We start from the raw sequence: 22203 nt of genomic DNA on the forward strand, positions 1-22203 counted from the left end.
CCACCCACAGGGATGGGGACCAGCTTTGCCGAGCAGGACCCAGGGCCTGAAAGACGAAGCGCCGCGACCCACGTTCCCGACCTGAACGAGCGTCCCGGCGTTTTTTTTTGTCCGGATAAAAACAAGGCCGCTTCAGGGAGGTGGGGATGAAGGCGACAGAGGAACTGCAGGAGTTGCTGCGACGCATCCACCTGGGCCGCGAGGAGGTGGCCGAGCGCCTGCGCTTCCTCGACTGGCACAGGGACGATGCGCAGCGGTTGGCCCAGGCCGCCGCGCGGATGACGCCGGCGCAGCAGGCATTCGTCGAGCGCCTGTACGGCCACCTCGAGCACTTCGCCACGCCAGCCTCGCTCCTGCAGAACCCCGCGGACGTGGTGCGCCTCAAGCACAGCCAGAGCGAATACTACCAGCGCCTGTGGAGCGGGCCGTTCGACGAGGACTACGTCAACGGGCGCCTGCGCATCGGCCTGATCCACCATCAGGTCGGCCTGGAGCTGAAGTGGTACCTAGGCGCCTACTGCCTGTACCTGAACGACATGGTCGGCGAAGTGTTCGGCGAGCACCCCGACGGCGCGCTGTTCGCCAGCCTGCTCAAGGCGGTGTTCTTCGACATGACGCTGGCCATCGACACCTATGGCGGCGCTCAGCTCAAGTCCCTGGAGGACAGCGAGGCGCGCTACGCCCGCGCCCTGCGCGGTGCCAACGACGGCATCTGGGACTGGCATATCGGCTTCGACCGGCTGTACGTCTCCGAGCGCTGGGCCAGCATGCTCGGCCTCAGCCGCGACGCCCTCGGCGAGTCCAGCGCCAGTTGGTTCGGCCGCGTCCACCCCGACGACCTGCCGGCCCTGCGCCAGGCCATCGACGACCACCTCCAGGGCCGGACTGCCTTCCTCCACCACCAGTACCGCATGCGCCGCCAGGACGGCGACTACCTCTGGGTGCTGGTGCGAGGCGTGGCCGAGCCGGCCGGCGGCGAGCCGCTGCGCATGGCCGGCTCGCAGACCGACATCAGCGCCCGCAAGTGCGCCGAGGAACGCCTCGAACATGCCGCCCATCACGACCCGTTGACCGGCCTGGCCAACCGCATGCGGCTCGACGAGCAACTGCAGCACATCCTGCTGCGCCAGGAGCGCGGCAGCGGACTCGAGGCGGCGCTGCTGTTCATCGACCTCGACCGCTTCAAGCTCATCAACGACAGCCTCGGCCACAGCGCCGGCGACCGCGTGCTGGTGGAGGTGGCGCGACGCCTGAACGATTGCCTGCGCCCCGGCGACCAGCTGTTCCGCTTCGGCGGCGACGAATTCATCGTGCTGCTCGACGGCCTGGCCTGCAGCGGCGACGCCGAGCGCGTGGCGCAGCGCATCCTCGGACAGCTGCACCAGCCGCTGGCGCTGGACGAGCACACCCTGGTGGTCAGCGCCAGCATCGGTATCGCGCCGCTGCACGAGCGTGGCCAGACGCTGGACGCCCTGCGCGCCGCCGACCTCGCCCTGTACCGCGCCAAGGCCGCCGGCAAGGCGCAGTTCGCCCGCTACAGCGACGAGCTGCAGGTACTGGTGCACCGGCGCCTGGCGCTGGAGTCGGCGCTCGGCCAGGCGCTGCAGCGCGAGGAGTTCGAACTGCACTATCAGCCTATCTGCCGCCTCGGCCGTGACCCGCCGGACCTAGCCGGGGTCGAGGCGCTGCTGCGCTGGCGCCAGGACGGGCGGCTGGTGTCGCCGCAGGAGTTCATCCCGGTCCTGGAGGAATCGGGGGAGATCGTCGCGGTCGGAGAGTGGGTGCTGCGCCAGGCTTGCCGCCAGGTGCGCGCCTGGCAGCTGGGTGGCCAGACGCAGCTGCGCTGCTCGGTGAATATCTCCAGCCGCCAGCTGCAGTGGCCCGAATTCGTGCCACGGCTGATCGACATCCTGCGGGAGACCGACCTGCCGCCGGCCAGCCTGATCTTGGAGATCACCGAGAGCCTGCTGATGGAGGACGACACCGAGACGCTGGTTAGCCTGCGCGAACTGGCCGGCCTGGGCGTGAAGCTGGCCCTCGACGATTTCGGCACAGGCTATGCGGCCCTCGGCTACCTGGCGCGCTTCCCACTACACATCCTCAAAGTGGACAAGAGCTTCATCGGCGGCATCCCGCACGACGGCGAGCTGAACACCATAGCCCGGGCGATCATCGGCCTCGGCCGCAGCCTGGGGCTGGAGGTGGCCGCCGAGGGCATCGAGCGCGCCGAGCAGCTGGCGTTCGTCGCCGCCGAGGACTGTCACTACGCACAGGGCTACTGGTTCCGCCGGCCGCAGGCGGCCGCCGAGCTGCAGCGCCTGTTCGACGGCAAGGAGTGCCCGCCGCCGGCCTGGAGCCTGCCGGCGCAACCGACCGTATCCGGAGAACAACCATGAAGATCAACCTGCCAGTGAGTGGGCGCGAGGTCGTGGTCGGGGCCGGCGCGAACATCCTCTCGACCACCGACCTCAAGGGCCGGATCACCTATGTCAACCCGGACTTCATCGACATCAGCGGCTTCAACGAGGACGAGCTGCTCGGTGCCAGCCACAACCTGGTGCGCCACCCGGACATGCCGCCCGAGGCCTTCGACCACCTGTGGCGCACGCTCAAGGCGGGACGCTCGTGGATGGGGGTGATCAAGAACCGCTGCAAGAACGGTGACCACTACTGGGTCAGCGCCTATGCCACGCCGGTGCTGCACAACGGCGAGGTGGTGGAGTTCCAGTCGGTGCGCAGCCGCGTGCCGGAGCAACTGGCGGAGGCCGCCGAGCGCCTCTACGCGGCGCTGCGCGCCGGCCGCCGGCTGCGCCGCGGCCTGCTGTCCGGGCTGCCGGTGCGGCTGCGCCTGGCGCTGGTGGTGGCCGGGCTGAACCTCGCCGGTTTCGGCGTGCTGGGGCTGGTGGGCGAGCCGTCCTGGGCCGCCCTGGCGACGGTGGCGCTGCCGCTGAGCCTGCTGCTCGGCGGTCTGGTGCACCGCGGCCTACGCCCGCTGGACGAACTGGCCGGCAAGGCCCGCGCGCTGGTCGACAACCCGCTCAGCCAGCAGCTCTACAGCGGCCGCGACGACCAGTTCGGGCAGATCGACTTCGCCCTGCGCATGCTGGAGGCCGAGGCGCGGGCGGTCGCCGGGCGCATCGCCGACTCGGCGCGCCAACTGAGCGAGGAGGCGGGACGTCTGGTCGCCGCCCTGGAGCGCAACGGCGAGGCGACCCTGCGTCAGCAGGGGGAGACCACCCAGGTAGCCTGCGCCATCACCCAGCTGGCCGGCAGCGTGCAGAGCGTGGCGCGCAACACCCAGCTGACGGCCAGCGCCGCCAGCGCCGCCGATCAGGAGACCGGCCTGGGCCGCGATCTGGTCGAGCAGACCCGCCGGCATATCGATGGCCTGGTCGCGGAGGTCGGCCAGACCGGCGCGGCGATCGACCGCCTGGAACTGCACGGCCAAGAGATCAACCGCGTGCTGGAGGTGATCCAGGGTATCGCCGAACAGACCAACCTGCTGGCGCTGAACGCCGCCATCGAGGCGGCGCGCGCCGGCGAGGCCGGGCGCGGCTTCGCCGTGGTCGCCGACGAGGTGCGCGGGCTGGCGCTACGCACCCAGCAGTCCACTGCGGAAATCCAGGCGATCATCGAGACCCTGCGCCGCTCCACCGGCGAGGCTGTGGTCGCCATGCAGCGCAGCCAGGGCAAGGCGCAGGCCAGCGTCGAACAGGTGCTGGAAGCGGTCGGGGCGCTCAACGGCATCAACCAGCGGGTCGGAGAGATCAGCGCGATGAGCGTGCAGATCGCGGCCGCGGTGGAGGAGCAGAGCGCGGTGGGCGGGAACATCCAGCGCAACCTCGACGGCATCCGCGCCGCCACCGACAGCACGCTCGCCGCCAGCGGCCATTGCCGCACCGCCTCGGGCCGCGTGGCCGACCTGGCCGGGCGCCTGCATCTGCTGGCCGAACAGTTCCGTGGGCCGCGTTACGGCAGCTGAGGGGCTGCTATCGGGGCCTGGCGGCCGTGGCTGCCGGGAGTCGCCCCTCTCCCCGGACATGCACCGCCCATCGCGTCCGATACCAGACCTCAGGTCCCGCGCCAGGCCTGCGGGTTGACCAGGTCGCGAGGACGTTCGCCGCGCAGCGCGGCGAGCAGGTTGTCGACGGCACGGTCGGCCATGGCCTGGCGGTCTCGCCGGTGGCAACGCTGGAGACGGTCGCACCGGGTTGCAGGCACTCCTGAACAACCTGGGCCTTGAACGGTTTAGGGTAAGAGCTTCGTTGGCGCATGGAAATCCCGGCGATAAGGGCTATCGCGTCCGCTTAAAAATACGCGGACACCATCGCCCTTAATGCTGGGGTTCGGAAGGTGACTTGGCTGCCACTGACGAGTTCACCTTGGCAGCAACTGTGCAGAACCTGCGCCGCATGGCCAAGCCCTTGCCTCAAGGGCCACCGCTCACGGGATAGGCACGTCTGCGGCGAGCAGAAGCCCTCGAATTAACCCTTAAACCTGAGCAAGGACGCTCAGTGAAATGCCGAAAGGCAACGTGAAGTGGCCTGCAGCCACTTCGACAGCAGGCACAACTGACCGGCCGGCTGCCGCTGAACCTACTTTATTCAACAGAATCGGCTGGTATCTGCCGGTCGTCACCCGCCACTTCGGGGCGTTCTCTGCCCATCATGGTTACAAAGCGTGCTGGTCATATCCGATGCAATCGGTGGTCAGAACGAATGAAAATGACCGCTCAGGTCGAATGCAAATGGATGGTCAAGTAGAGTGCAATTCCGCAAACGGTTCATATTCCCAGCTTGGCGGATACCGGCACCAAAAGGAAAGCGCTCATTGCGCATTGAAGCTCGCTGCAAACCTCAGGCACTCGCTATATCAAAGGATTCCGGCAAGGGGACAAGGGAACGGGGCCAAGGGGAACGGGCCTACCCGGAAAAGGCCTCTCACCTATCGCAACACCTGGTGCCATCGATGCTAGCGTTGTTCCAACGAAAACGCCTCTCGCCAGCGACGCCAGCCCCGACCGGCGACAAGGGCAAAGGGCTGATACGGCCGGAGTCGGCCGCCTCCCTGCTGTCCACTCCACGCCGGCAACGCCTGTTGGAGCACATCTGGCAGCGCACCTCGCTCTCGCGCAAGCAGTTCGCCTCGCTCTACCTCGCACCGCTGGAGCGCTACGCCGAGCTGGTTCAGCAATTCCCTGCCTCCGAGAACCACCACCACGCCTACCCCGGTGGCATGCTGGACCACGGTCTGGAGATCGTGGCCTATGCGCTCAAACTTCGGCAGCCATACCTGCTGCCCACCGGCACCACTCCTGAGGATCAGGTGGTCCAAGCGGAAGCCTGGAGTGCCGCCACGGCATACGCCGCGCTGCTGCACGACATTGGCAAGATCGCTGTCGACTTTCATGTCGAGCTGGCCGACGGCAGCCACTGGCATCCCTGGCATGGCCCACTCGCGCACCCATATCGCTTCCGCTACCGCCAGGATCGCGAGTACCGACTGCACAGCGCGGCGACGGGCCTGCTGTACCGGCAGGTGCTTGATGGCGAGATCCTCGACTGGCTCAGCGCCTATCCGCCGCTCTGGACCTCGCTGCTGTACGTCCTCGCAGGCCAGTACGAGCACGCTGGCACACTAGGCGAGCTTGTTGTGCAGGCCGACCGAGCGTCGGTCGCCCAAGCTCTGGGCGGCGATCCGGCCCGAGCCATGTCGGCCCCGACCCACTCCCTCCAGCGCAAATTGCTTGATGGGCTGCGCTACCTGCTGAAGGAGGAACTAAAGCTCAATCAGCCCCAAGCATCGGATGGCTGGCTGACCCAGGACGCGCTCTGGCTAGTGAGCAAGACCGTCTCCGACAAGCTACGCGCGCATCTGCTGACCCAGGGCATTGAAGGCATCCCTGCCAACAACACCGTGCTGTTCAACGTGCTTCAGGATCACGGCATGCTTCAGCCCACGCCGGACGGCAAGGCGATCTGGAGGGCAACGGTCACCAGCGAGTTCGGTTGGTCGCACGCGTTCACTCTGCTGCGGCTGACTCCGGCCCTGATCTGGGAGGGAGACGATCGGCCAGCGCCGTTCACTGGTACCGTGGAGGCAGAGATCAGCGATCCACCTGCGCCGGCAGCTGCCCCTGCTGTCGATAGCGTGGAAGCACTACTGGCACTACTCGGTACTTCCGATACCAAACCGCCGCAGGAGCCAGAGGTGGTAGAATCACCGCCGGCAACCCGGATCAATGAACTGCCCGCCCCCTCTCTCGAGACCAACTCAACGCGTTCGGCCCCTGCGCTGCCACCCATCGATAGCAGCGGAAACTCACGGGAGCCGCCGTCCGGAGAACACTTCATGGCCTGGCTGCGGCAGAGCATCCAGAGCCGCAAGCTCATCCTCAATGACGCCCGAGCCTTAGTGCATACCACGGGCGACACGGTGTTCCTGGTCAGCCCAGGCGTGTTCCAGCGCTACGCCCAGGAACACCCGCAGACGGCCGCACTCGCCAAGCCGGATCAGGTCGCCGACTGGCAGTGGGTGCAGAAGCGTTTCGAGAAGCTGCAGTTGCACCGCAAGCAGGACAGCGGCCGGAACATCTGGAGCTGCGAGGTAACAGGCCCGCGGAAGTCTCGGCGCCTCCATGGCTATCTGCTCGCAGACCCGTATCGCCTATTCGAGGAAGTGCCGCCGAATAACCCGTACTTGCGACTTAGGGCAACTGACCTCAATGCTTGAAATGCTCGGCCTCTCCAGTGCGCTACAGATAATCTGCTCATGGAGCGACGACGACCGTAGCCCAATCTGTAGCTCGCCGAGAGGATGAAAAACTGGGGCAGCTGCTTAGCCTTGCAGCGACTCAACACCCAGTTCGCTCCATACCTCCTCGGTGATACGGAAAGTGGCATTTGCCGCCGGAATGCCACAGTAGATGGCGCTCTGCATGATCACTTCCTTGATATCCTCGCGGGAGACGCCATTGTTCTTCGCCGCCCGCAGGTGAAACTTCAGCTCGCCCTCTCGGTTCATGCCGATAAGCATCGCGATGGTGATCAGGCTGCGGGTGTGCCGGGGCAGGCCCGGGCGGGTCCAGATATCACCCCAGGCATGGCGGGTGATCATTTCCTGGAACTCTTCGTTGAACGGCGTGAGGTTCTGCAGGCTGCGGCATGGGCGTCGCCCAGCACCGCGCGGCGCACCTGCATGCCGGCTTCGTAGCGTCCTTTCTCGTCCATTGCCAACTCCTCGAATGGGGCCGTAGGAGCGAGCTCTGCTCGCGAACAGCGCTCGTTCCCGCAGAAATGGATCAGGCGTTGAGGAAATCCAGCACGCGCTGGCTGAAGGCATCGCCGGCCTGCACGTTGGACAGGTGCGCGGCGTGAAACTCCACCAGCTCGGCACCCTGGATGCGCTCCTGCATGAAGCGGCCATGTTCGGTGGTGGTCACCGGGTCGCCGCTGCCGCAGACGATCAGGGTCGGGGCACGCACGACACCCTGTTGCTCGCAGTAGTCGGCGTCACGCACGGCGGCGCAGTTGGCGGCGTAGCCCTCGGGGGAGGTCTGCGCCAGCATGCCGACGATGGGCTCGACCTTGGCCGGCTGGGCCTCGGCGAAGCCCAGGGTGAACCAGCGGGAGATGGACGCATCGCGCAGGTCACGCATGGCTTGGGCGCCGCCGGAGAGCGCGGTGTCGATGCGCGGGTTCCAGACTTCCGGAGTGCCGATCTTGGCGGCGGTGTTGCACAGCACCAGACGCTCGATGCGCTCCGGGGCGTTGATGGCCAGCCACTGGCCGGTCAGGCCGCCCATGGGCAGGCCGCAGAAGCTGGCCTTCTGGATGTCCAGGGCATCCAGCAGGGCCAGCACGTCGCGGCCCAGTTGCTCGATGCTATAGGGACCTTCGCTGACCAGGGACTGGCCGTGGCCACGGGTGTCGTAGCGCAGCACCTGGAAGTGCCGAGTGAAGGCGGGGATCTGCGCATCCCACATGTGCAGGTCGGTGCCCAGGGAGTTGGACAGCACCAGCACCGGCGCACCGGCCAGGCCTATTCGCCCAGCGCCGCCAGGCTGCCGGAGGCGCCACCGAACTGCAGGCACAGTAGGCGCGGCTTGAGTTCCGCGAGGCGCTGGCGATGACAGGTGATGGCCCCAGCACCCCGGCCAGTTTCATGCCGAGGGTCACGGGGGTCGCCTGTTGCAGCCAGGTGCGCCCGGCGAGCGGCCCCTCTCCCGGTCAGATAACCACCCGATCTACCTGCTCCTGGAGCTGACACGCCAATTGGCGCAGTTCATCGCAAGACTGCCGGATTCTCTGCACGGTTTCGGCGCTGGTGGAAGAGGCGTCGTGAATGCGGGCGATACTGCGGTTGATTTCATCGGCGGTGGCCGCCTGCTCCTCCGCAGCGCTGGCGATCTGGAAGGTCATCTGGTTGATCGTGAAGGACGTGCTGGTGATCGACTCCAGCACCTGACCCGCGCGGGCCGAAGCCACTACCGGATGCTGCGCGGCCTCGACGTTGGCGCCGATCTGTCCCGCTGCCTGGCTGGCGCCGGCCTGGACGCGGTCTATGATCTGCTGGATCTCCAGCGTTGACTGCTGGGTGCGCATGGCCAGCGTACGCACCTCATCCGCCACCACCGCGAAGCCACGACCGTGTTCGCCGGCACGGGCGGCCTCGATGGCCGCGTTCAGCGCCAGCAGATTGGTCTGCTCGGCGATCGAGGTGATCACTTCCAGCACCCGGCCGACGCTGCCGGAATCGGTAGCCAACTGGTCGACTACGACGCGACTCTGGTTCAGGGCGTCGGCGAGCGAGCGGATGGCTTCGACGGAGTCGCGAACCGCGCCACTACCCTCAATGGCTTTGCCTTCGGCCTCCTGAGTGGCACTGGCGGTGGCCGCGGCATTCTGTGCCACCTCCTGTACGGTCGAGACCATCTCAGTCATGGCGGTGACAACGCTGTCGGTTTCCAGCTGTTGCGCTTCCATGTTGCGCTGGGTGACCTCGGTAATCTGCCCAAGATCGTCGCTGGCGCGAGAAATCAGATGACTGGCCTCGGCCATGCTGCGAGTGACCTGGTGGGCGGCATCGACCAGGCGATTGATGCTGCGCGCCATCTGGGTCAGCTCGTCGCGCCCATCGGTGGGTAGGCGCATCGTTAGGTCGATGCTGCCATCGGTGGCATGAGCCAGCGCTACCTGGGTTACATTGAGCGGCCGGATGATACTGCGGATCAGCACCCAAGCGAGCACAACCATCGCCAGCAGAACCACCAGCACCATGATGGCCGGCGCCAGCAGCACATCATTCACGACGCTGCGCACATCCTGCGGATGGATACCGCTGGCCACCACCCACCCCCAAGGCCTGAACAGGCGGACTTCGGACACCTTGTATTCGGGCTCGCTGGTACCAGCACGGGGAAACCAGTAGTCGACCGTGGCTCGGCCATGATCACGCGCACCCGCAACCATATCGCGGACGAAATACTTGCCGTTGCGATCCCGAAAGTCGTTCAGTTGCCTTCCAACCAACTCCGGCGCGGTGGGATCCATCACCATGCGCTGCTCCAGATCAAGGATCAACAGATAATTGTCGCCCAGATAACGAATGGTGCCCACCACCTCAGCGGCCTGCCGCTGCGCCTCTTCCAAGTTCATCCGACCTGCACGCGCCTGCCCCTCGTAATGAGCGAGGATACTGGACGCGGTGTCCAGCGCCGCACCAACATTGGTCAACTTTTCATCCATCAAGCTGCGCTGAAGAAGTAGCCCCAGCCAGCCACTCAAACAAATGATGATCACAGAAACGGTGGTAGCTATCAGGGTAACGCGAGTACTGATACGGAAATCTCTCAAACCGGCCATAGAGGGAAGCACCTCGTTCTTATGAATGTAAGACAGAGCCAGGCTCCACCCTCGACAAACGTAAATGTATTCCCACGCCCGCCTACCATAAACACGTCACCATGACTTTTAACTCAGGCAGGACTGAAACAATCTGTTTTTGCTCTGGATCGAACTCGGAAATGGATCAGCGTGGCTTCGATGGCAAATAGGCTAGACTACCCACCCGGTTTCGCCCTTCGGGTAACGCGGCTCGCTTAAGGTAATCAAAGACCAAGCTACCCGACATACATGCTCAGCCCATCAATCTTCATGACGTTTTGAAAACGTCTCTGATGGAAGCTCGCCAAAAGCATTTCTATACATCTCAGCGAATCGACCAAGATGGTAAAAACCGTAACTCAGCGCCACCTCAGTAATATTATTGATGACGGCTGCAGGATCGCTAAGGTGTATTCTAACAGCCTCTAATTTGCGTTGACGTATGTATCGCTTAGGCGTTGTATGAACATGCTTCTCAAATACCGGAAACAATGAGTAAATGCTCACATCAAGCAGCTCTGCTAGCTGATTTAGACTTATGTCATTTTTCAGATTCTGCTCAATTACCTCCTCAATTCTGTCAAACGAAACACTCTCTCCCGCCAACGCTTTTAACCTCAGATTATTGCCTGGCAAGCTCAATAATTTTCCAACAAGAATTTTTGCATAATGCCTCTGAACCTGAAGGTCATTAGGCTCGTTTTCAGCTTCACGACATACCAGACTGAGCAAGCTGAAAATATTATTTTCTTGACTGAGTCGGTGAACGGGGGAAAAATGGACTCCATCACGTGGCATTACATACTGCCTTTCGTCGCACACTGCCTTTATCAAGGACGCCGGGAGTCTAATAACCAACTTTTCATAATCATTCGAATATCTCAATTTGAGCGTATCATCAGGATTGATCAGCAGTATCTCACCCGGAATAAAATCGTGCTCATGCCCATGAGAACTTAATGAACAGGCCCCGCTCATTATCATATGTAGATAGTAAGCATCATCATCTGGGCTCGAGATATTTATACTTACTCGCTCCCCATAAGAAAACTGAAACAAATCAATACTAGCAATCCTGCAACGCTTAAGGCCACCTTTCGGGTCATGCGCAGCAGGAACTATAAGCTTGTGCGCGCCTAAATACTCATTCGCATACTCATGAACCCGATACGGATCCACCATGTGAAAAACTTCACTCTTCTCACCAAGCAGCAAAATTGTCATAATCGATGACCTTCTTATAATTATAAAAAATCACGACCTCAATGCCAATTAGCCCGAATATTTATTATATTATAGCCCTTATAGAAAAATCGTCAATTTTCAGCAGTCATCACTCGCACAATATACGTAATGGCAGGGGTATTCTTTGAATAGCCCCTGCCATCAAGTCTTACACTAGAACTACTCGTTGGCGGATTAGGCAGGACTGTCCTCATTCAAGAAATCGATCAACAACTTGCAAAAACGACTATTTTGCTCAATTTGAGTCCAGTGACCACAACACCCAAATACATGTAACTGAGACTTCAAGATCAGGTTGGACAAACGTATGCTGCTCGATACCGGAACCACTCTATCTTCCCGACCATGAATGATCAGTGTCTCATTGGAAAGGGATCTGACAGCCTCATCGGAACTTGAAAGCGCATCGACCCAACGCTGCCTGGGCGCCGGGAACATTTTTGAAAATGAATCCTGGAAGCCCGGTCGAATGCTTGCTTCATATCTAAGCTTCGCGAGGTCATCCGTCACTAGAGACCGATCATATGCGAAGATATCAAGAACTTTACGCATATTCTCAATCGATGGTTCATAACCCCAAACAGCCTCCAGCCCTTCAGTCACCTCAAAGCGAGTACCCGCCGCGCCCATCAATACTAAGCGGTTTACGCGCTCCGGGTATCTGAGGGCTGTGGCAATGGCGAGCCCCCCACCAAAAGAGTTGCCCACCAGATGGGCCTTTTTGATATCAAGCGCATCCATGAGCCCGATTATATGTGTCACCCAGTTATCCATGCAGTAATCATAGTCTTCCGGGCGCTCTGTAAATCCAAAGCCGACCATGTCGGGTGCAATAACCCGAAAGTTTTCGCTCAATGACGGGAAAGTCAGGCGCCAGTTAGCGTAAGCACTTACCCCAGGGCCTGAGCCATGAATCATGATAACGGGGTAGCCATCACCAAGATCATGGTAGTTCGTCTCAATGTTGGCGGCTACGATACTTTTTCCAATCTCAGGGTTGTTCATTTATTAACATTCCTCAGCAGATACTTACGAGCTTCATACATGCCAAACCATATAGCGGCTGGCACGATCAAAATTGATACGTATAAGCAATCGACATACTATCCTGCATTTGTGAAACCCTCACGCTAGCCGAAGTATTTGGAAGACTGGAGTTGGTCATTTCCTTTTTGAAGCTGTGTGTCCACGAGAAATCAAGCTGATCATGCTGCGACAGTTGGTATGAAAAGCCAGCGGTGCCGAAAGTATTTGGAGTTGCCGGAACCAGAGCCAACAATGTATCGCTTCGCAGCGCCTGCGTGGCAAAACGGGCACCTGCCCGCAGGGTCCATTTCCCTACTTCGTACGCAGTACCAAGTGACAGGGCCGTTTGGTCCTTATAGTTTTGAGGAATTAAGATATCGAGATTGGCACCGCTGTTATCAACGAAACCGATATCGATATCTTTCATTGCATGTTCCCAAAATACTCTTGAGAGGTCTGCCGCAATAAGCCACTGATCGTTGACTTGATGGCTGAAACCGATACTCAGTTGTGCTGGCGATTGAAAATCACGAACCTTGACCCGCCCCTGCAACGATATTTGACCGGCGATGGCATCCACTGCCGTCAAGGACGCATTGCCTTTCATGTCGGCTATTTTGCTTTCCATGGCATACGACAACCCGAACATCGTATTGTCCGTGATCTTGTACAACATGCCGATGCGCCCGTTCAGACCCCAGGCATCCACACCGCTAGCCACAGGTTGATTTTTGCTGAAACTCAAATGCGCGCCCCTCAAATCTGGCAGGCTACCCAGGACCGGAATCAGACTACCGGTCGCACGACCCGAGCCAATCAAAGCAGCCACTTGGTCAGCGCCCATCAACAGATCGACGTTCAACCCTTGCCATACGGCGTCGATACTCGCTCCGACCGAGAGCCGATCATTCACTTCGTAACTGGCGGCAAATGGAATATTAAGCGTCAGTAGGCGACTAGCGTTGTCCAACCCGGTTTCCACCCCCCCAGTGGCGCGCGACAGAAAGCTGTGATCGCCATATTCCGTGCCAACCCCACCGTAAGCGAAAAGGCCAACGCCGAATGTATAGGGATGGGCGTGATACGCAAAGGCGAGTTGTGGTGCTATATAGGGACCACGGTTATTGGCATGGTTATTAGAATCGGCCCTCTCGCCAGTGTCGAGATTTTTAACCGATATGTCGGCCATTATCACATCGGCGCCAAGGTGGAATTTTGCACCCTCACGCATCAATGAAAGAGTGGCGGGGTTCGCCATCATACCGGCGACACCGACATCATGGGCCATTGCCGACCCGCCCATTGCGGAGGATATCGGTCCGTACCCCACGAACCGATATACATCACTAGTGGCATAAGCGCTTTCGGACGAGGCGATCAAGATGGCAGTATTCAAAACAAAGAAGATCTTCTTATTCATCATTCTTATCCTTGTTTTAATTATTATTGGCTACCAAGGCGAATATTGCTATTACCTATTGAGCCATCTGTTATGTGGAAGCCTTTGCCATCGTCAATGCCAAGTCTTCGATCATATCTTCCTGTCCCCCCACGGTGCCGCGGCGGCCCAGCTCTACCAGAATGTCACGGGCTGAGATGCCGTATTTCTTCTCTGCTCGTTTGGCGAACAGCAGGAAAGATGAGTAGACACCGGCATAACCAAGCGTCAGCGCGTCACGGTCAATACGGATTGGCTGATCCATTAGCGGCGTGACCAGATCTTCCGCCACGTCCATAATCTTGAACAGATCAACTCCGGTCTCGCAGCCCATGCGATCCAGTACCGCGCACAGCACCTCCAGAGGCGTATTACCGGCGCCAGCGCCCAAGCCAGCTACGGAACCATCGATTCGGGCCGCACCCGCTTCGATCGCCGCCAGTGAGTTAGCCACGCCCATGGCCATATTGTGGTGACCGTGGAAGCCCAATTCGATATCGCTATCCAACTCGTTGCGCAGCAACCCGATCTTCGCGGTCACTTCATCCGGCAGCATGTAGCCGGCAGAGTCGGTACAGTAGATGCAGTTGGCACCGTAGCTAACCATCAGCTTGGCCTGTTCCAGGAGCTTTTCGGCCGGCGCCATGTGGGACATCATCAAAAAGCCTACCGTGTCCATCTCCATTTCGCGCGCCAGTGTGATGTGTTGCTGGGACACATCCGCCTCGGTGCAATGAGTGGCTACACGGATAGTGGATACGCCTAGCTCCTTGGCCATTTTCAGGTGATCCACGGTGCCGATTCCCGGCAGCAGCAGCACCGAGATCTTGGCGTGTTTCATCTTCGGAATCACCGCCCCCAGGTACTCTTCGTCAGTGTGGGCCGGAAAGCCGTAGTTGACCGAAGCACCGCCCAGGCCATCACCATGGGTGATTTCGATCAGCGGCATACCTGCTTCATCCATAGCGGTGGCGATGCTAACCATCTCGTCCAGGCTGATCTGGTGACGTTTTGCATGCATACCGTCGCGCAAGCTCATATCGTGCAGACGGACTTTCTTACCTTGTATATTCATTGTCTATTCTCCTCCGTCTCTGCTCTTATCCGCGTGTCGGCAGTTCGATGATGCCGTTCGCCACTTTTTCCGCGAACATCTCGGCGGTACGTAGGCTTGCCGCGGTCATGATGTCCAGGTTGCCAGCGTACTTGGGCAGGAAGTCGCCGAGGCCCTCCACCTCAATGAATAAGGAGACACGGTTGCCGTCGAAGACTGGGCCGTTAACCAGCCGGTAACCCGGTACGTACTTCTGCACTTCGGCCACCATGGCGTGGACCGACTCGGTGATCGCCACCTGGTTCGGCTCGACCTCGGTAAGGCAGTGCACGGTATCGCGCATGATCAGCGGGGGCTCAGCTGGGTTGATGATGATGATCGCCTTGCCCTGCTTGGCCCCCCCGACCTTCTCTACGGCATTCGCTGTAGTACGGGTGAATTCGTCGATGTTCTGGCGCGTGCCCGGCCCTACGGAACGGGAAGATACAGTGGCGATGATTTCGCCATAGGCCACTGGCTGCACCCGGGAAACTGCAGCAACCATCGGGATGGTGGCCTGGCCCCCGCATGTGACCATGTTGACGTTCATCTCCAGATTTTTGGCGTGGGCTTCCAGATTCACTGGCGGCACACAATAGGGGCCGATCGCCGCTGGAGTCAGGTCAATCACAATCACGCCCAGCTCGTTAAGCTTGCGGCTGTTCTCGGCGTGGACGTAGGCCGAAGTGGCATCAAAGGCCACGCGTATATCGTCTTCAATCACGTGCGGCAGTAGACCATCCACGCCGGTAGCGCAGGTCTTGATACCCATTTTCGCCGCGCGCTTCAGGCCTTCGGACTCTGGGTCGATACCGACCATCCAGATCGGCTCAATACTCTTGGAGCGCTGCATTTTCATCAGCAGGTCGGTGCCAATATTACCCGGCCCGATTATTACGGCTTTCAATTTTTCATTCATTGCGTTGTTCCTACAAACATAAACAGTCAGACGAAACTAACCGATGCGCTGCCAATACCACCAATCGTAACGTGTAGGTGATCACCTTTTTCAACCGGCACCATCGACCCGAGAGACCCAGACAAGATTATCTCTCCCGCCTTTAACGGAATCCCCAACTTGCCTAATGTATTCGCCAGCCAGACGACAGCATTTACAGGTGAATTCATCGTTGCAGCACCGGCACCGGTTACTACGGTTTCACCATTTTTTTCGAGAACCATTCCACAAGTACGTAAGTCGATATGACGTGGTGAAACCAGTTGCTCTCCTAGTACAAATGCTCCACACGATGCGTTATCTGCGACCGTGTCCTGAATTTTAATCTTCCAATCGGTGATGCGTGAGTCGACGATTTCAAAGCAGGCCATCACCCCTTCGGTGGCGGATATGACGTCTGCGGCACTTACCCCAGGCCCCTTGATTTCTTTTTTCAGAAGAAACGCAATTTCTCCTTCAATCTTGGGTTGAATTAGCTTTTTCAGACTTATCGCAGATCCGCTATTAACGATCATGCCATCCAGCATCTGTCCAAAATCAGGCTGATCGACCGACAGCAACTGCATCACCGCCGGACTTGTCACGCCTATCTTTTTCCCGACCACACGCTCTCCAGCCTCCAATCTTCTGGAGACAAAGCGCTGCTGGATATGATAAGAATCCTCAATGAGGATATTATCAAAGCGACTCGTGAGGGGCGCTATCGTCGAGCACTCCATATAGGCCGCATAAAGCTCATCGCCGAGGCTTTCGATAAGAGCTGGTGACATTTTCAAAGCATACCCCTTGAGCAATTATTATATTTGCTCTGGTCAAAGCCCTTCACAATTCATTCCCACCATATTAAGCAGGGAGTTGAATCGGCTTATTTATTACGAAAAAGTCCAGACTTCTACTTACCAGTACGCATCGACTTATGGCCCCACATCGCTGTTCGATTGTGCCGTGTAACCACCCAGGAGTCGTCGTCGAGATCTCTTGCGCCCCAGCCGAACTCCATCTCGAAGCCTGACGGGGTTGCCGCGTAGAACGAAACCATGTGGTCGTTGACATGCCTGCCCAAGGAGGCCGTAATCACGCTCGACTCAGCGACACCATCTTCTGGCATCGCACTCAGATTCGAATCCAGTGTTTTGTCTACGGCATCCAATCGGTCATAAGCATGACCTACATCGTCAATGGTCAATGCCTGTACGAGGAAGTGATGAATGCGCTTGGGAAACGGGGCCTCCGCAATCGCCAAGGTGTGATGGCGACCGTTGCAATGCAGGAAATACCCTCGCACTGTCATATTAGGAGCGATGGTGATATCGATGACGTCAGAAATCTCGAAGCCAAGAATTTCGGTATAGAACTTCAAGCCCTTCCCGATATCGGGAACGGCATAGAAGTAATGACCCATACCTTGCTCGCCAGTCTTGAACCCGGAGACGCCAGTGGGGGATATGAATGGAGATTGAAACAAATCAGTGGCGCCATAGTAAAATTCCAAGGTCATGCCAAAAGGGTCCTGAATAGAGATCAGGTCCATGACCCCGCGCTGCTCTAGGTGCTCTTTACTTCCAGTGGTAACATCGACTCCTTGCTCTTCCAACAATTGCTTCAGTGCCTGCAAAGATTTTGCATTGGCCACTTCATAGCCTGCATACGCCAGATCATCGGCGCTTCCTTTTTCGACCGATATACGCCAACTGCGCGAGTCCATCCGGTAACGGCAGAGGTTATCGGAAGCAAAAACTTCCATCAGCCCCACCTTTTTAGTGAGAAACGAGCGCCACGCCGATACATTGCTGACAGAAAAACCCATATAGCCCAAACTTTTTATAAGCATAAAAATGTCCTCAGCTAATATTCAGCTTAGTTAATAGATCATTTCCACCGGACGTGGAGAAAATTCCGCGGACGCCCAGACCGCCGTCGTAATTCAAGACAGCGCCTGTAGCCGGGAAGGAGTCGCTGCGGGTGGCAAAAAAGACATAGGCACCCGTATATTCTTCAACCTCGGGCATACGACCGACAGGCAACATACCCTCCAGCACCTCTGCAAGAGGGATGTCGGATATGGATCTTTCGCCCATCCCTAATTGACATGGTCCTCTCAAGTCTGTCAGTGCCCCTCCTGGCGCCACGCCATTGACACGTATATAGGGAGCGAGCTCGAAGGCAAGTTCTCGTACGATACCAATAATCGCGTGTTTAGAGGCCGTATAGAGGACCCCTCCGCCATTTGGATAGAAACCCGCATTAGAAGCCGTGCAGATAATACTGCCGCGGCTTTTTGCTAAGGCCGGTAAACAGGCCTTTACTGCGTGAATATAGCCCTTGACATTAATCTGAAAAATTTCATCAAAGACTAAATCAAGCCGGTCATCGGGCAGATCGATAAGTGGTGTATTATAATCCCATATTCCGGCATTCGGGATTAGCGTATCGATTTTTCCGAATTGATCGATACAGCGGCTGGCGGCTGTTTTTTGATCGTCGAGCGAGCGTACATCACCAACGACACCGACCACCCTATTACCATGTTCGGATTCAAGTTTACGGATACAGGCTTCGGACTTATCGAGCACCGCAACGTTAGCACCCTCAGCAATAAAGCGGTCAACGATTGCGCGCCCCAGACCGGAGGCACCACCTGTAATCAATGCTACTTCACCTAACAACTTCATATGCCACCACTTCTTATTCTCTAAAAGAAAGAACATAAAACTCTTGCTTCGTATTGCTAAGCTACCGATTTTGCTTTAAGCAGATCACCTAGTTTGAAGCTGCTGTCTTGCAGGACTTTGGTTTGGACCGGCATCCGTGACTCCACCAAACGGGATGCCGCCACAAAGTCTTTGGTGGCATTTACGGAAATAGCGGCCTCGATAACCTGATTCACGATACGAAAAAGGGTGAAGGAAACTTTGCCGTCAACGGTTCCGCGGGTGATCAACTCCCCACGACCTGTAATATCACCAATCATCTGTATCCGGTGCCCCGCAATCTCGGTCCAAGAGGTCGAAATCTGTGGCGTCGGCACACCTTTACCCAATATCGACGATGCGGCGATCACAGCCTGAGCCTGGCTATTCAAGAAAGTTTCCAACGATCTATGTGCACCGCACCGTAGCGGCCAGGATGCAACGTCGCCGACAGCGTAAACATCCGGGGACGAGCTCATACCACAGGCATCGACGATGACTCCCCGATCGCAGGCAATACCTGCCTCGCGCGCGAGGCTATCGGCGGGCTCTGCACCGATACTGATCAACACGGTGTCTGTTTTGAACGTACGACCATCCGCACAAACCACTGCATTGACGGAACTGTCGCCGTCAAAGCCGGAAACCATGGTATTCAATTCGACTTTTACGCCCAATCGTTCCAGTTCTTTACGGCACCAGGCACCTACTTGATAACCCAGAATACGCACCAGGAGCTCATCGCCGGATTCGAGAATGGTGACGTTCGCACCCAGACTACTGGCGGTCGTGGCCACTTCACATCCGATCAACCCGCCACCGACGATCACGAGCGCCTGATCCGGCTTCAGCGCCTTCTGGAATTCAACGGCATCTGCGTTGCCGCGCAGTCTATGTATGCCATTAAGATCGCTGCCGGATACCGACATGGCTCGCGCATCTGCACCAGTGGCCAGTATCAACTTATCGTATGTAAGGCTTTCACCGGACTCGAGGTGAACTCGGTGCCTTGATATATCTATACTGGAGACGCGGGTACCCACGATCAGGTCGATATTCGCCGTTTCATACCAAGTGGCACACAGTATTTCAGGTGATCGATCCAACTCGCCGGTTAATAACTTCTTGGACAAAACCGTACGATCATAAGCCAGGTCTGGTTCGGCGCCGATCATATGAATGGTGCCTTCATAGCCCTCATCTCGCAACGCGCGAGCTGCGCTCACCCCGGCCAGCCCGATGCCAACAATAATGATAGAGTTGATCATGATGCTATCGTTCCTGCTGAGGAGTCGATGTATACATCACCTCCTTCCAGCTTTACCGGATAAATCATTAACGGCTTGCAGGCAGGTGCCGCTTTTACCTTGCCAGTTCTCACGCAGAACTTGGCTCGATGCAATGAGCACTCCACAACGTCACCGTCGAGATAACCACCTTCCGACAGCGACCAATCGCCATGGGTACACTTATCTTGCGTCGCAAAGAATTCACCATCGACATTGAAAAGCGCAATCGTTGAGTCATCCACGTCTATCTGTAGTGCATCTCCCTCTGGCACATCAGAAACACTGCAAACCTTTATATATGCCATAAGACCACCCACTATCTTACGAATACGAACAAACGCTCTGAGCCATTCCTGGCAAGACCTGCACCCCCTCCACAATGCGGAGGGGAATACAGTAACTAAAAAATGCAATACCCAAAGAACATTAGAATGTTAGAAGAACAGACTGATATTATTTGACAGTATGGTGCTCTGATCCAATAGGATTGTGCGCTTGGAAATCACGTAGCCAAAGCCGTTGTCCGCCGGCCGCAGAATATCGCGACGCTCTCCGACAAAGATGTCCATCATCCGCTCCTGCCTGTTTCGGTAGCAAAGAAAAGCGGAACCGACCTCAAGCACACCGTTTGCATCCACTTCTCGAACAATCACATTGTTGATCATGTGACGACTGCGCGAAGGGGGATCTTCGGTCCAGTTCAGCCCTGATACCCTTCCTCGCACGCGGGCTCGAATTGACTCATAATCATCATCAAAGTGCGCATTATCATGAGGCCCGCTATATTCAAGCTTCCGGCTCCGCGTTGTATGAGTAGTGCGCAACGGCATCCAATAATGGATGTCTTCGGACAACAGCGTAAGCCAGGTTTCATATTCCTGCGTATCTAGCAACTGTGCTTCGCGATAGTAAAACTGCTCTACCGCATGTTGCAGCTGAAGATCTACAGGCTTCTCCGGCCATTCAAAGGACCTGCTCAACTCAGGACTTGGCATATTAATCACCTACCTTTTCTTATATGAATCTTGCGCACTATTCATTTCAATTAGCGCATATTAAAAAATACGCCTGCGCATGCTTTATCAAGATTCCGGCTTCAGCGTTTCCCAACTCGGCTCTGACATCATGCGAGACCATTGATGATAGAAACCACGCGCCGCCTCTTCGTTATAAACGTAACCTGTTTTTCCGGGGAAATCGGGGTTATTGCGTCCCGCAATATTGGCCCCCATTTGCGCGCAGAATGGTGTACTCCTGGCCATATGGCCCCGCAAAACATTTTGAACCTCGACCCAGTTCTCACCATCATCCTGTTCGAAAGTGCCACCAGAATTAAAGGTGAAGATATTTTTCCTGCGGAACTCCTCTTTGATCTCATCAGGAGCATCAGCATCAACCACAACGAAGGACCACACCTCAACTTCGCCCGGTCCACGAGGGTGCCATGTACGAACGGTATTGATGCCGGGAAGGAAGGAGCAGGTCGGGAAGATGGTCATATGCTGGGCCACCATCCGGTTCGCGGGAAGCTTCCCTCCCAAACGGGCATTGGCGCGCTCCGCTGCAGGCCCCTCGGTCCAGTACTTCACGACCTCCGGCCCCATAATCGCTTGCAGCATGCTGAAATCGTCGTTAAACCAACCGGTGCCGTGGCCGCCCCATTTGGCTCTGAATTGGTTACCGCTGGTCGGCAGCTGAACTTGAGAAAGATCAACCTCCGGCGGAAGGCTTGATAGAACGCCGGCCAAGTGGGACATTGTGCCCGCATGATACATATCGGAGCAGAACTGCTCAGCAGCAAACTTCCAATTGCAAGGGATCACACTTTTTTGCATGCCACCTATAACTTCGGTCCCCGCTTCGGTGCGATCGAGCATGACATCCATGTAAGGGGTCGCATCGCTGAGGTAAGTCAGGAGATCAGGGGCTTCCTCGTCCCAGTTGGCAAAAATCAGCCCTTTATAGGTATCGACCCGTGCTTGCAAAGGGCCCCAGTCGGCCTTATCGAACCCGCAATCTCCCTCCTTTTTGTCGCAGAACGCTTCCTTTTCGAATGGAACGTTGACTAGGTTACCTGCAATATCGTAAGCCCAGCCGTGATAGGTACAGGTAAAGGACTTGGCGTTGCCAAAGTCGGAACGCTCAATGCGCATGCCGCGATGGCGGCACTGGTTCAGAAATACTTTGATCTTGCCATTTTTCTGCCTGACCACAATGACAGGATCTTCTCCCATGTAGGTAGTGAGATAATCTCCCGGTTTAGGGATATGTCCTTCATGCCCTAGCAGCAACCAAGAGCGCGCGAAAACCCGCTCAAGTTCAATTTCATAAAGGCTTTGGTCAGAGTATATACGAGGGTCGATCAACCCCACGTTCTGATCAATCAGCCCTTTAATTTCTTCATCGGACCAATTATTCACCCATTTGATCGGCGTGACTGCTGCATCCGTTTTTTTGACTTTTGATTGCATAACCATACCTCCGACTACTTATTTTTATAAAGATCTACCGCACTACTTCTTTAATTCAGGCAATAAAACTTTATACTCAAAAACCATTCAGACCCAACATTATCCATAA

The 22203-nt window shown here is 57.5% G+C and carries 17 protein-coding genes and 3 pseudogenes; 3 read left to right on the plus strand and 17 right to left on the minus strand.

Annotated elements, in window-relative coordinates; all coding sequences use genetic code 11:
• Nucleotides 1-146 precede the first annotated feature (146 nt).
• Both MJ643_RS04785 and MJ643_RS04790 read left to right on the plus strand, forming a co-directional pair.
• The gene (locus tag MJ643_RS04785; protein ID WP_247726658.1) at nt 147-2396 is read left to right on the plus strand and encodes an EAL domain-containing protein; all 2250 of its coding nucleotides are present in this window, start codon (nt 147-149) and stop codon (nt 2394-2396) included.
• On the plus strand, nt 2393-3982 hold the full coding sequence (locus tag MJ643_RS04790; protein ID WP_247726659.1) for a PAS domain-containing methyl-accepting chemotaxis protein: 1590 nt from the start codon (nt 2393-2395) through the stop codon (nt 3980-3982). The genes MJ643_RS04785 and MJ643_RS04790 overlap by 4 nt, the downstream gene beginning before the upstream one ends.
• Before the next feature lie 89 nt (nt 3983-4071).
• On the opposite strand, the pseudogene MJ643_RS04795 reads toward MJ643_RS04790, so the two are convergent.
• Nucleotides 4072-4173 (minus strand): annotated as a pseudogene (locus tag MJ643_RS04795) (bifunctional glyoxylate/hydroxypyruvate reductase B); the annotation flags it as partial.
• 795 nt (nt 4174-4968) lie between these two features.
• Here MJ643_RS04795 and mobH point away from each other — a divergent pair.
• The gene (gene mobH / locus MJ643_RS04805) at nt 4969-6732 is read left to right on the plus strand and encodes a MobH family relaxase (RefSeq protein ID WP_247726660.1); all 1764 of its coding nucleotides are present in this window, start codon (nt 4969-4971) and stop codon (nt 6730-6732) included.
• A gap of 105 nt (nt 6733-6837) precedes the next feature.
• Here mobH and pcaC read toward each other — a convergent pair.
• The 16 genes and pseudogenes from pcaC to MJ643_RS04885 form a co-directional block, all read right to left on the minus strand.
• Nucleotides 6838-7229 (minus strand): annotated as a pseudogene (pcaC, locus tag MJ643_RS04810) (4-carboxymuconolactone decarboxylase).
• Between the two features lie 71 nt (nt 7230-7300).
• A complete protein-coding gene (gene pcaD, locus MJ643_RS04815) occupies nt 7301-7984 on the minus strand; it encodes a 3-oxoadipate enol-lactonase (protein WP_247726706.1) in 684 nt (227 codons plus the stop codon).
• A 59-nt stretch (nt 7985-8043) separates the two neighbouring features.
• Nucleotides 8044-8216 (minus strand): annotated as a pseudogene (locus MJ643_RS04820) (lyase family protein); the annotation flags it as partial.
• A gap of 12 nt (nt 8217-8228) precedes the next feature.
• The gene (locus MJ643_RS04825; RefSeq protein ID WP_247726661.1) at nt 8229-9863 is read right to left on the minus strand and encodes a methyl-accepting chemotaxis protein; all 1635 of its coding nucleotides are present in this window, start codon (nt 9861-9863) and stop codon (nt 8229-8231) included.
• Between the two features lie 282 nt (nt 9864-10145).
• The gene (locus MJ643_RS04830) at nt 10146-11108 is read right to left on the minus strand and encodes an AraC family transcriptional regulator (protein ID WP_247726662.1); all 963 of its coding nucleotides are present in this window, start codon (nt 11106-11108) and stop codon (nt 10146-10148) included.
• A gap of 195 nt (nt 11109-11303) precedes the next feature.
• A complete protein-coding gene (locus tag MJ643_RS04835; RefSeq protein ID WP_172441214.1) occupies nt 11304-12134 on the minus strand; it encodes an alpha/beta hydrolase in 831 nt (276 codons plus the stop codon).
• Nucleotides 12135-12201: 67 nt separating this feature from the next.
• Complete coding sequence (locus tag MJ643_RS04840) at nt 12202-13575, minus strand: outer membrane protein transport protein (protein WP_247726663.1); 1374 nt, start codon at nt 13573-13575, stop codon at nt 12202-12204.
• 70 nt (nt 13576-13645) lie between these two features.
• Nucleotides 13646-14668 carry a 4-hydroxy-2-oxovalerate aldolase gene (gene dmpG / locus MJ643_RS04845; protein ID WP_172441216.1) on the minus strand — a complete coding sequence of 341 codons (1023 nt, stop codon included), beginning with the start codon at nt 14666-14668 and terminating at the stop codon, nt 13646-13648.
• Nucleotides 14669-14693: 25 nt separating this feature from the next.
• The gene (locus MJ643_RS04850; RefSeq protein WP_172441217.1) at nt 14694-15605 is read right to left on the minus strand and encodes an acetaldehyde dehydrogenase (acetylating); all 912 of its coding nucleotides are present in this window, start codon (nt 15603-15605) and stop codon (nt 14694-14696) included.
• 26 nt (nt 15606-15631) lie between these two features.
• Nucleotides 15632-16414: a 2-oxopent-4-enoate hydratase gene (gene dmpE, locus MJ643_RS04855; RefSeq protein ID WP_247726707.1), complete on the minus strand. Its 783-nt coding sequence runs from the start codon at nt 16412-16414 to the stop codon at nt 15632-15634.
• A gap of 122 nt (nt 16415-16536) precedes the next feature.
• A complete protein-coding gene (locus MJ643_RS04860; protein ID WP_247726664.1) occupies nt 16537-17475 on the minus strand; it encodes a VOC family protein in 939 nt (312 codons plus the stop codon).
• A 10-nt stretch (nt 17476-17485) separates the two neighbouring features.
• Nucleotides 17486-18316 (minus strand): cis-2,3-dihydrobiphenyl-2,3-diol dehydrogenase, encoded by an 831-nt coding sequence (gene bphB, locus MJ643_RS04865; RefSeq protein ID WP_247726665.1) that lies wholly within the window; start codon nt 18314-18316, stop codon nt 17486-17488.
• A 56-nt stretch (nt 18317-18372) separates the two neighbouring features.
• Nucleotides 18373-19602 (minus strand): FAD-dependent oxidoreductase, encoded by a 1230-nt coding sequence (locus tag MJ643_RS04870; protein WP_247726666.1) that lies wholly within the window; start codon nt 19600-19602, stop codon nt 18373-18375.
• Entirely contained in the window at nt 19599-19928 is a 330-nt protein-coding gene (locus tag MJ643_RS04875; RefSeq protein WP_172441221.1) for a bifunctional 3-phenylpropionate/cinnamic acid dioxygenase ferredoxin subunit, read from the minus strand. Before MJ643_RS04875 ends, MJ643_RS04870 begins: the two co-directional genes overlap by 4 nt.
• 129 nt (nt 19929-20057) lie before the next feature.
• Entirely contained in the window at nt 20058-20618 is a 561-nt protein-coding gene (locus MJ643_RS04880) for a 3-phenylpropionate/cinnamic acid dioxygenase subunit beta (RefSeq protein ID WP_172441222.1), read from the minus strand.
• 87 nt (nt 20619-20705) lie between these two features.
• Nucleotides 20706-22094, minus strand: a complete 1389-nt coding sequence (locus tag MJ643_RS04885; protein WP_247726667.1) for an SRPBCC family protein — start codon at nt 22092-22094, stop codon at nt 20706-20708.
• Between the last annotated feature and the right edge of the window lie 109 nt (nt 22095-22203).

It is taken from the genome of Pseudomonas sp. PNPG3, from assembly GCF_023093815.1.
Taxonomy (GTDB): Bacteria; Pseudomonadota; Gammaproteobacteria; order Pseudomonadales; family Pseudomonadaceae; genus Aquipseudomonas; species Aquipseudomonas asiatica.